The organism is Myxococcus xanthus (genome assembly GCF_013116825.1).
In the GTDB taxonomy this organism is placed as follows: domain Bacteria; phylum Myxococcota; class Myxococcia; order Myxococcales; family Myxococcaceae; genus Myxococcus; species Myxococcus xanthus_B.
The window spans coordinates 37,833-47,219 of the sequence record NZ_JABFNS010000066.1 but is presented as its reverse complement, the minus strand read 5'-3'; the positions used below and the strand labels follow the sequence as shown (position 1 = coordinate 47,219).

Annotated in this window: 9 protein-coding genes; 6 read left to right on the top strand and 3 right to left on the bottom strand. The window is 70.3% G+C overall.

The window, feature by feature from the left end; all coding sequences use genetic code 11:
* Nucleotides 1–9: 9 nt before the first annotated feature.
* Nucleotides 10–495 carry a PaaI family thioesterase gene (locus tag HNV26_RS20175; protein WP_171441843.1) on the bottom strand — a complete coding sequence of 162 codons (486 nt, stop codon included), beginning with the start codon at nt 493–495 and terminating at the stop codon, nt 10–12.
* 117 nt (nt 496–612) lie between these two features.
* Here HNV26_RS20175 and HNV26_RS20170 point away from each other — a divergent pair, with 117 nt between their 5' ends.
* Nucleotides 613–2,961: an ATP-dependent helicase gene (locus tag HNV26_RS20170; RefSeq protein ID WP_171441844.1), complete on the top strand. Its 2,349-nt coding sequence runs from the start codon at nt 613–615 to the stop codon at nt 2,959–2,961.
* A gap of 104 nt (nt 2,962–3,065) precedes the next feature.
* Entirely contained in the window at nt 3,066–3,530 is a 465-nt protein-coding gene (locus tag HNV26_RS20165) for a hypothetical protein (protein ID WP_171441845.1), read from the top strand.
* Nucleotides 3,531–3,558: 28 nt separating this feature from the next.
* On the opposite strand, the gene HNV26_RS20160 is transcribed toward HNV26_RS20165, so the two are convergent.
* Nucleotides 3,559–4,653, bottom strand: coding sequence for an outer membrane protein assembly factor BamB family protein (locus HNV26_RS20160; RefSeq protein WP_171441846.1), 1,095 nt, complete (start codon nt 4,651–4,653; stop codon nt 3,559–3,561).
* Between the two features lie 35 nt (nt 4,654–4,688).
* Here HNV26_RS20160 and add point away from each other — a divergent pair, with 35 nt between their 5' ends.
* The 4 genes from add (at nt 4,689) to HNV26_RS20140 (ending at nt 8,868) form a co-directional block, all read left to right on the top strand.
* On the top strand, nt 4,689–5,849 hold the full coding sequence (add, locus tag HNV26_RS20155; protein ID WP_140861241.1) for an adenosine deaminase: 1,161 nt from the start codon (nt 4,689–4,691) through the stop codon (nt 5,847–5,849).
* A gap of 81 nt (nt 5,850–5,930) precedes the next feature.
* On the top strand, nt 5,931–6,710 hold the full coding sequence (locus tag HNV26_RS20150; protein ID WP_140788604.1) for an SDR family oxidoreductase: 780 nt from the start codon (nt 5,931–5,933) through the stop codon (nt 6,708–6,710).
* 161 nt (nt 6,711–6,871) lie between these two features.
* Complete coding sequence (locus HNV26_RS20145) at nt 6,872–8,296, top strand: RtcB family protein (protein WP_171441847.1); 1,425 nt, start codon at nt 6,872–6,874, stop codon at nt 8,294–8,296.
* Nucleotides 8,297–8,325: 29 nt separating this feature from the next.
* Nucleotides 8,326–8,868, top strand: coding sequence for a hypothetical protein (locus tag HNV26_RS20140; protein WP_171441848.1), 543 nt, complete (start codon nt 8,326–8,328; stop codon nt 8,866–8,868).
* Here the strand turns inward: HNV26_RS20140 and HNV26_RS20135 are convergent.
* Complete coding sequence (locus HNV26_RS20135; protein WP_171441849.1) at nt 8,865–9,386, bottom strand: GNAT family N-acetyltransferase; 522 nt, start codon at nt 9,384–9,386, stop codon at nt 8,865–8,867. The two genes, HNV26_RS20140 and HNV26_RS20135, sit on opposite strands and share 4 nt — an antisense overlap.
* Between the last annotated feature and the right edge of the window lies 1 nt (nt 9,387).

Genomic DNA, 9,387 nt, shown 5'->3' with positions numbered 1-9,387 from the left:
GGGCAAGGGTCAGTTGACCGCGGGACTGTCTCCCGACGCCCAGCGGAGGTTGGAGAGCTTCACCACGCCCTGGCAGCGGCCGCACACACGGCCTTCACCGTCGTACACCCGGGCGGTGGCGAAGAGGAGCGACACCGTCTGGCTGTCGATTTCGGACTCCACGCGCAGGCTGTCGCCGGTGACGGCGCGCTCGAAGCTCATGGACAACTGCACGGTGGCGCAGCGCCGGCCCGGGTCCACCAGGGCGCCGGTGCAGCCCACGGCGTAGTCGAAGAGGGCGGCGAGGATGCCTCCGTTGACGGCGCTGGCGCTGCCGGCGCCGCCCCGGTGTTCGGGCCGAAGTTCAGGGATGGTGACGACCACCTTCCGGCCCTCCGGGAAGCTGAGCTGCGCGCCGAAGAGGCGCAGGGTGAGGCTCTGGGAGAACTGCTCGGCGTAACGGTCCAGGTCAGCCTGGGAAGGGCTCGAAGGGGCGCCGGACGTGGAGTCGGACATGGAGTCGCACCATTATATAAGCGCACCGCATGCCTTGGGGGCCGAGCGGCCGGGCGGGACCGCGGAAGGGCGCCCATTGGTGGGGGAAAGACGTTAGAAGCATGGGTTCCCTCCCGAATGTCTCCCGCGAACCCACACGAATCCGCCCTCCTCGAAGACCTCAATGCGCCACAGCGTGAGGCCGTGTTGCATGGTGACGGCCCTCTGCTCGTCCTGTCAGGGGCGGGCAGCGGCAAGACGCGCGTCATCACCCGGCGCGTGGCGTATCTGGTGAAGGTCCACAACGTCTACCCGTGGCGCATCCTGGCCGTCACCTTCACCAACAAGGCGGCGCGGGAGATGCGCGAGCGCCTGGTGCAGTTGCTGGGGGCCCAGGCGAACGAGCTGGTGGTGAGCACCTTCCACTCGGCGGCGGCGCAGATTCTCCGCCGAGAGGCGGAGCACGTGGGGCTCACCCGCTCCTTCGTCATCTACGACGACTCGGACCAGCTCAACGTGGTGAAGCGCGCCATGCGCGAGGCGGGCATCGAGTCCATGCAGCCGCGCGAAATCCTCCACCGCATCGACCAGGAGAAGAACGCGGCCCGGCTCCCGGAGCACATGCAGGTCGCGCCCGGCGACGAGCGGGGCCAACTGGTGCGCAAGGTGTACGCGGCCTACCAGGAGCGGCTGCGCGCGGCCAACGCGGTGGACTTCGGAGACCTGCTGCTCCTGCTGGTGACGCTGTTCCGCACCCGGCCGGACGTGCTGGAGAACTACCGGCGCCGCTTCCACCACGTGCTGGTGGATGAGTTCCAGGACACCAACCCGGTGCAGTACGCGCTGCTGAAGCAGTTGGCGCCGCCCCCTTCCGCCAACCTGGTGGTGGTGGGCGACGACGACCAGTCCATCTACCGGTGGCGTGGCGCGGACGTGGACAACATCCTCGGCTTTCCGCGGCAGTACCCCGGCGCGAAGGTGGTGAAGCTGGAGCAGAACTACCGCTCCGACCAGAACATCCTGGACGCGGCGCATGAGGTCATCCGGAAGAACACGCGGCGCATGGAGAAGAAGCTCTGGTCCGAGCGCCAGCGGGGCCAGACGCTCAACCTGATGCTCAACCGCGATGAGCGGGCCGAGGGGCAGGAGGTGGCGCGGCAGATTCTGGCGCTGCAGCGGGAGGGCTTCATCAAGCTCTCCAGCATGGCGGTGTTCTACCGGGCCAATGCGCAGAGCCGCGTACTGGAAGAGGCGCTGCGCCTGGCGCGCGTCCCGTACACCCTGGTGAGCGGACGCAGCTTCTATGACCGGGCGGAAGTGCGGGATGCCTCCGCGTATCTGCGGCTGATGGTGAACCCGCGCTCGGACGCGGACCTGCTGCGCATCATCAACATTCCGGCGCGTGGCATTGGCGACACCACGGTGGAGCGGGTGACGGACTTCGCCAACGCGCGCGGCGTGAGCCTCTACGAGGCCTTGTCCCAGCCGGAGCAGATTCCCGCGCTCAATGGTGCCGCGGTGAAGCGGCTCAAGGGCTTCCGCAACCTGCTGGAGTCCCTGACGGCCTTCGCCCAGACGAACGAGGAAGCAGCGGGCGCGGTGGACCAGATGCTGCGCGAGACGAAGCTGGTGGAGACGCTTCAGTCCGAGGGCAGCGACGAGTCTCAGACGCGCGCGGAGAACCTCCGCGAGTTCCTGGGCGCGGCGCAGGAGTTCGACCTGAACCGGGCGGCCGCGGCGGTGGCGGCCGCGGCGAATCCCCCCAGCGACGTTCCTCCCGAAGTGGACGCGGCCCCGCTGACGGCGGACGTGCCGGCGCTGCAGGCCTTCCTGGAGCAGATTTCGCTGGTGGGCGAGGCGGACGCGGAGGTGGGCGAGGGCCGGGTGGCGCTGATGACGCTGCACGCGGCCAAGGGCCTGGAGTTCGACGCCGTCTTCCTCACCGGCATGGAGGAGAACGTCTTCCCGCACTCGCGCGCGGTGAAGTCCGAGTCCACGTTCCTGAACGAGGTCGCCTCGGCGGAGGGGGAGCCCTCGGAGGAGATGGCCGAGGAGCGGCGCCTCTGCTACGTGGGGTTCACGCGCGCGCGAAAGCGGCTCTTCGTGAGTCTGGCGCAGTGTCGCTCGCTGTTCGGTGAGCTGCGCTACAACGCGCCCAGCCGCTTCCTGCGGGATGTGCCGCCGGCGCTGTTCGGCATCAGCGAGCAGGAGGTCCCCGAAGCGCCCAGGCCCATGGTGCCCTCGACGCAGCGCAAGCGGACCTGGGACGAGGACGACGGGCCGCGCATCGACCGCTCGTACTCGCAGGCGTCGGACATGGACGGCGTGGGCGGGGACGTGCGCGGCATGCGCGTGCGCCACGAGCAGTTCGGCGTGGGCCGCGTGGTGTCCGCGGACGGCAACGGCCCCAACGCGAAGGTGACGGTGGAGTTCGGCGGAGGCGTGGGCCTCAAACGCATCATCGCCCGTTTCCTGATACCGGGCTGAGAAGGGGCACCCGAGTGGTCGGGCCGGTTTGGAGACGTGTGGGAGCGACAAAAGAAGACCCGCGCGCCTGACAGGGCGAATGCGCTGGTGGCAGAGTCTGGCGCGTGAGACTCGCCTCGCTGACCTGGTGCCTCCTGCTGGTGTGGTGTGGCTTCGGCTGTTCGCGGAGCTTCTCCTCGCAGGACCTCGGTGTGCAGTACGAGCCGCCCTCGGGCATGGACCTGCGCTCCGTGGAGGCCGGGCCCCCGGCGCTGGCCCGCTTTGACGGAGGATTGGAGCTGCGCTCGGTGCGCGGCGCGGCGCCCGCCCTGGATGCAGGCCCGGAGGCCGTGCTGACGGCGGCGGGGTTGAAGGCGCCCGGAAAGCTGCTTCAGGACACGGAGGGTACGCTCCCGGTGGGTCCCGTGGCGCGCTACGAATTCTCACAGACGGGCGGCGCGCGCACGCTGGTGTACTTCGTGCCCAGAAAGGATGGCTTCGTCCTGGTGACCTTCTCCGCGCCCGAGCGGGACTACGGCACGCTGTCCGCCCGCGTGGAGCGCTCACTGTCGACGCTGCGAGCGTGGTGAAGCCCGCGGCGGCGTCCTGATTGAAGGCTCAAGGGTCGGTCTTGCGCAGCCGCCACGACAGCACGCGGCCATCCAGTCCCAGGACGATGACCTGGTCGCCGAGTACCACGGGGCGGGTGCGCAGCGGCGTGTCCGCGCGGACCGAGAAGGCCTGCGCCCAGGTCGTCGTGTTCAACGCGATGAGCCGTCCCTGACGCCCGCTGGTGGGTACCAGCAGCAGGTCCTCTCTCACCGGCGTCACCTCCGAGACGAGCGGGTCGGGCAGCGTGACGCGCGCCACCTCCTTTCCGTCCGAAGGGGACAGGCCGACGAGCGCGGAGGGCTTCCCAGCCGTGCCGACCCACACCGTTCCCAGCGCCAGCGAGGGGGGACTGCTCAGGGCCTCCGCGGGGGCCTGCTCCCACAGAGACGTGCCGTCCCCGAGCCGCAGCGCCAGGACGTGGCCCTGGCGGGTGCTCACGTAAAGCGTGTCCCGCCACAACGTCATCCCCAGCACGTCCCGGAGGTCTCGCTGCCAGCGCTTCGCCCCATCCTGGGTGGCCAGGGCCATCAGCCCCGCGTCACCCAGCGCCACCACCAGCAGGCCGTCCTGGAGGACCGGCACGGGAAAGCCACGGGGCGCGGCCGCCGGCTCGGCCTTTCCTTCGGGTGGGGGCCGCTCCCAGTCCGTCTTCCCCGTGTCCGTGAAGAGGGAGCGGACGGACCCATCCGGCGCGACCAGGAAGACGAATTTCCCCTCCGCGTCCGCCACGGGTGCGGTAAGGACAGGGGGCTCTCCGGTGAGGCGCCATTGCACCGCGCCATCCGCGAGGCTCAGCCGGACCAGGTCACCGCCCACTGTCCCGGCGATGACGCTGTCTCCCAGCAGGGCCGGGCGTGTCGCCACCTCTCTGTCCAGGGCGGCCCGCCAGGAGACCTGGCCGGTCCGCTCCAGGCGGACGACGGTGCCCGCCTCATTGGCGGTGAGGACGCCGTCCGGCAGGGCCACCAGCCCCGCTCGAGACGAGGCGTCCGTGGAATGGCGGAAGTCGCTCGTCGCGGGCTCCCGGCACCCCATGGCGGCCACCAATGTCAGCGCCAGGGCGGGTAGCAAGGGCGTGCATGGACAGGCGCGAGACGACATGGTTTGGAGGATGACGCAAGGAAGGAACTTGGACCATGCCTACCATTCGTGATGACGAGATTCCCAGCGCCACCGGCATTCCTTCGTCCGCCCGCCGGACGGACTTCGTGCCGCCGCCCACGCTGGCGGTGACGGAAGAGCTGTTGCGCGCGCTGCCCAAGACGGACCTCCACTGCCACCTGGACGGGTCCATGCGCCTGAAGACCATCCTGGAGTTGGCCGAGCAGCAGAAAATCAAGCTGCTCGCCGACACCGAGGATGGGCTGGCCAAGGCCATCCACATGGGCGAGGTGTGCGAGAGCCTGGAGGAGTACCTCGTCGCCTTCGACGTGACGCTCTCCGTGCTCCAGACGGCCGAGGCGCTCTACCGCGCCGCGTACGAGCTGGCCGTGGACGCCGCCGCGGAGAACGTGCGCTGGCTGGAGGTCCGCTATTCGCCCGCGCTGCACCTGCAGAAGGGGCTGAAGATGACCACGGTCATCGACTCCGTGCTGGAGGGCCTGCGCGCCGCGAAGCGGGAGACGGGCATCAAGTGCGGCGTCATCGTTTGCGGCATCCGCCACATCAACCCGCAGACGTCCATGCGGCTGGCGGAGCTGGCGGTGGCCTACAAGAACCGCGGCGTCATCGGCTTCGACCTGGCCGGCGCGGAGGCGAGCTTCCCGGCGAAGGACCACCGGGACGCCTTCCAGCTCATCCTCAAGAACAACGTCAACTGCACCGCGCACGCGGGCGAGGCATATGGCCCCGAGTCCATCTCCCAGGCCATCCACAACCTGGGCGCGCACCGCATCGGCCACGGCACGCGGCTGCGCGAGGACGGGGACCTGCTCAACTACGTCAACGACCACCGCATCCCGCTGGAGGTGTGCCCCACCTCCAACGTGCAGACGGGCGCCGTGACGAGCCTGTCGGCGCACCCGCTGAAGTTCTACTTCGACTACGGCCTGCGGGTGACCATCAACACGGACAACCGCCTCATCACCGACACCACGGTGACCAAGGAGCTGTGGACGGCGCACTCCGCGCTGGGCCTGTCGCTGGAGGACCTGACCACCATCCTCGTCTCCGGCTTCAAGAGCGCCTTCCTCCCGTTCCGGGAGAAGCAGGACATGCTGCGGGCGGTGAACGAGGAGATCGCCCAGACGCTGGCGGCCTTCGACCAGAAGCGGCACCTGGTGAAGCAGCCCGCTTGATGACGTGACGTCCGACGTCCCGGCCCCGTGCGAGGTGCAGTCGCCTCGCACGGCCCGGCGCTGGCCGCGAGGAGGTGGCACGTGGACCTGGAACTGGGTGGCAAGGTGGTACTGGTGACGGGTGGCTCGGAGGGGCTGGGCGCCGCGGTGGCCCGGCGGCTCGTCCGGGAGGGCGCGAAGGTGGCGCTCTGTGCCCGTGGGGCGGAGCGGCTGGAGGCCACCGCCGCGGCCCTGCGCGCCGAGGGTGGGGACGTGCTCACCGTCCAGGCTGACGTGTCGCGTGCGTGGGAGGTGGAGCACTTCGTGGATGCCGCCCACGCGCGCTTCGGGCGCATTGACGGGCTGGTGAACAACGCGGGCACCGCGGCGGGCCGGCCCTTCGCCTCGGTGAGTGACGCGGAGTGGGAGGCCGACCTCCAGCTCAAGGTCTTCGCGGCGATTCGTGCCTCGCGGCAGGCGCTGCCCTTCCTGAAGGAGTCGGGGAGCGGCGCCATCGTCAACGTGCTGGCCATCGCGGCGAAGACACCCGGCGCAAACTCCACGCCGTCGTCGGTGTCTCGCGCGGCGGGGCTCGCCTTGACGAAGGCGCTGTCCAAGGAGTTGGGCCCCCACGCCATCCGGGTGAACGCGGTGCTGGTGGGCATCATCGAAAGTGGCCAGTGGGCGCGTCGTGCCAAGGAGGTGGGCAAGCCCGTGGAGTCCTTCCAGCAGGAGATGGCGCGTCACGCCGGGATTCCGCTGGGCCGGGTGGGGAAGGCGGAGGAGTTCGCGGACACCGTGGCCTTCCTGCTGTCGCCCCGTGGTGGCTACATCAGCGGCGCGGCCATCAACGTGGATGGCGGCCTGTCCGCGGCCGTCTGATGTCCCTTCGTCAGGAACGGGCCGGGTGCCCGTGTGTGGATGATGAAGACGGCTTCGCGCCGTCTGGCGACCGCGGCTGCTGACCCCAGGTCCCTCATCTCTCCGTCACGTCCCCCTGGGCGCGCCCGTCTTCGGGCCCCGGGGCATTCCTGAGTTGGGTCATGCAGCCGAAACTGAACCGGCTTCTCCGGGCGCTCGCCCGCGAGGGGCTCGAGGTCGCCTATGACGGCCGCCTCTATTCCGTCCGCCTCCTGGGAGACGCTCACGCGCCGCCCGCCGAAGTCCTCCTTCCGCCGGACCTGCCCGTGGAGGGCAAGGCCTTCCAACAACTCGCCCAGCTCGCGGCCCTGAGACACCCCGGTGGTGGCGAAGTGCTGCGGGTGCGTGCCACGCCCGACTTCCACCCGGGAGACTCCGGGGTGGCCATTGGCTCGGTGCTCCACACGCGCGGGCTGGTGGTGCCCGGCGCCATTGGCACCGACATCAACTGCGGCATGCGGCTGCACGTCGCGGACATCTCCGTGGAGGACTTCCTGGCGAAGCGGTCGCTCTTCGTCGAGCGGATGAAGGGCCACTACTTCTTCGGTACTCGCGACGTCACCATGGCCTCGCGGGCCTCCGAGGCGCTGCTGCGCGACGGCGTGCAGGGCTGGCTCCTGGAGACGCTGGAGCAGCCGCTGGGGTGCGCGGGCCGGGCCGACCTGGCGCAGCTCGACGCGGAGGTGTCGCGCATCCACCTGGGCGGCGGGCTGAAGGGCCATCCGCGCTGGGCGCCCGAGTCCTTCACGCGCGAAGGGCTGGTGCGCGACGCGGGCCTGGCCACCATTGGCGGTGGCAACCACTTCGTGGAGGTGCAGCGCGTGGAGGCCGTGGAGGACCGGGCGCGGGCGTGGGACTGGGGCGTGCGCGAGGGACAGCTCGCGTTCATGATTCACTCTGGCAGCCGGGACGTGGGCAAGCACGTGGGCGTGGCCTGGCAGGACCGTGCGCGTCAGGCGTGGCCCGCGGGAACGCCGCTTCCGGCCAGCGGCATCCTCCCCCTGGGAGATGCGCGGCTCGTCACCGAATACCTGGAGGCGGAGGCGACGGCGGCCAACTACGCCTTCCTCAACCGCCTGCTGCTGGCGGAGCTGCTGCGCCAGACGCTCCGGGAGCTCTTCGGGGACGTGGAGGCGCCGCTCGTCTACGACGTGCCCCACAACCTGACGCTGCCCTACGAGGGCGGCTGGCTGGCGCGCAAGGGCGCATGCCCGGCGGGGGCGGAGCAACCCGTCATCATCCCCGGCTCCATGGGGGCCACGTCCTTCCTCATGGTGGGGTGTGGGGATGCACGGGCGCTGGAGTCCGCGTCGCACGGCGCTGGCCGCGCGCGCTCCCGCTTCTCCCTGTCGCGGGGCGGCGCGGACCAGAGCGAGGCCGCCCTGGGGCTGACCGGCGTGGACTGCATCACCCTTCGCGCGGAGCGCCGCGTCGAGGAGGCGCCCGCGGCGTACAAGCCCATCCGTCCGGTGGTGGATGCCCAGGTGGAGGCCGGCATCGTCCGGGAGGTGGCCCGGCTCTCCCCCCTGCTCACCTTCAAGGCCTGAGCAGGGAGGAGGGGGGCACGTCATTTCACTTGGCGTGCTCCCCCGTCTGCGAGTGGAATGGCCGCGCGGCGGGCCCACTGCCCGCCCGGCATCTCACGCGGCATCGAGGGGAACTGGGGACCATGGAGAACACCTACGGAACGATGAACTCTCCCGGCGGAGCGGGCGCGAAGGAGGCCGTGTCGCTGCCGGCCATCCTGCTGATGGTCCTGTCCGCCATCACCGTGCTGCTGGGGCTCATCAACGTGCTCCAGGCCTTCGGTGGGGCGGACCCCGCCGTCGAGGAGGCGCTCAACAACCCCGACCTGCCCGAGGGGGCCCGGCAACTGCTCGCGGGCATGACGACCACGGGCGGCAAGCTGATGCTCGCGCTGCCCACGCTGCTGCTCAACGGCCTCGTCTTCTTCGGCGCGCTGAAGATGAAGAACCTGCAGAACTACGGGCTGGCGATGACCGCCGCCATCATCTCCGTCATCCCTTGCTGCGGCCCCTGCGCCTGTCTGGGCATCCCCGTGGGCATCTGGGCCCTGGTGGTGCTGAACAAGCCCGAGGTGAAGGCGGCCTTCACCTAGCCGCGGCGCCAGGCCGGCCATCGCCCCGTGGCCGTGGCCGGCCGCCACTTCTGCATCCGCACGCACGCCAACTGGACGTCGACCGTGAGTGGGCGCCGGGAGGCGTGGACGGAGGCATAGCCGTGCCGCTGATAGAAGTGTTCGGCGTTCAGGCTGGCATCCAGCCCCAGCAGCGGCGCGCTGCCCCGCCAGACGGCGGACTCCAGGGCCGACAGCAGGGCGGGGCCCACGCCCTGGCCCGCTTCGTCTGGCACCACGTAGAGCGCTTCCAACTCACCCAGCGCCGCGTCCACCTGGCCGAAGCCCACCGCGCGCCGGCCGCGTTCCGCCACCAGCACCGTGCGCGGACGCTCTGGCCGCAGGTAGCCCTCCGGTTTCAAGAGCCGCACCCAGGTGCTCACCTCGTGCGGCGCGTACGCGCGAAGGCACAGGGCCTCAACGGCCAGGGTGTGGATGCGCCACAGGGTGCGGCGGTCGGACTCCTTCGCGGGCCTCAGGAGGAGTCCTTCCGCGCCCATG

Coding starts and splice junctions, on each gene's coding strand:
- HNV26_RS20175 (WP_171441843.1), bottom strand. CDS start 495: ATGTCCGACTCCACGTCCGGCGCCCCTTCGAGCCCTTCCCAGGCTGAC.
- HNV26_RS20170 (WP_171441844.1), top strand. CDS start 613: ATGTCTCCCGCGAACCCACACGAATCCGCCCTCCTCGAAGACCTCAAT.
- HNV26_RS20160 (WP_171441846.1), bottom strand. CDS start 4,653: ATGTCGTCTCGCGCCTGTCCATGCACGCCCTTGCTACCCGCCCTGGCG.
- add (WP_140861241.1), top strand. CDS start 4,689: ATGCCTACCATTCGTGATGACGAGATTCCCAGCGCCACCGGCATTCCT.
- HNV26_RS20145 (WP_171441847.1), top strand. CDS start 6,872: ATGCAGCCGAAACTGAACCGGCTTCTCCGGGCGCTCGCCCGCGAGGGG.
- HNV26_RS20135 (WP_171441849.1), bottom strand. CDS start 9,386: ATGGGCGCGGAAGGACTCCTCCTGAGGCCCGCGAAGGAGTCCGACCGC.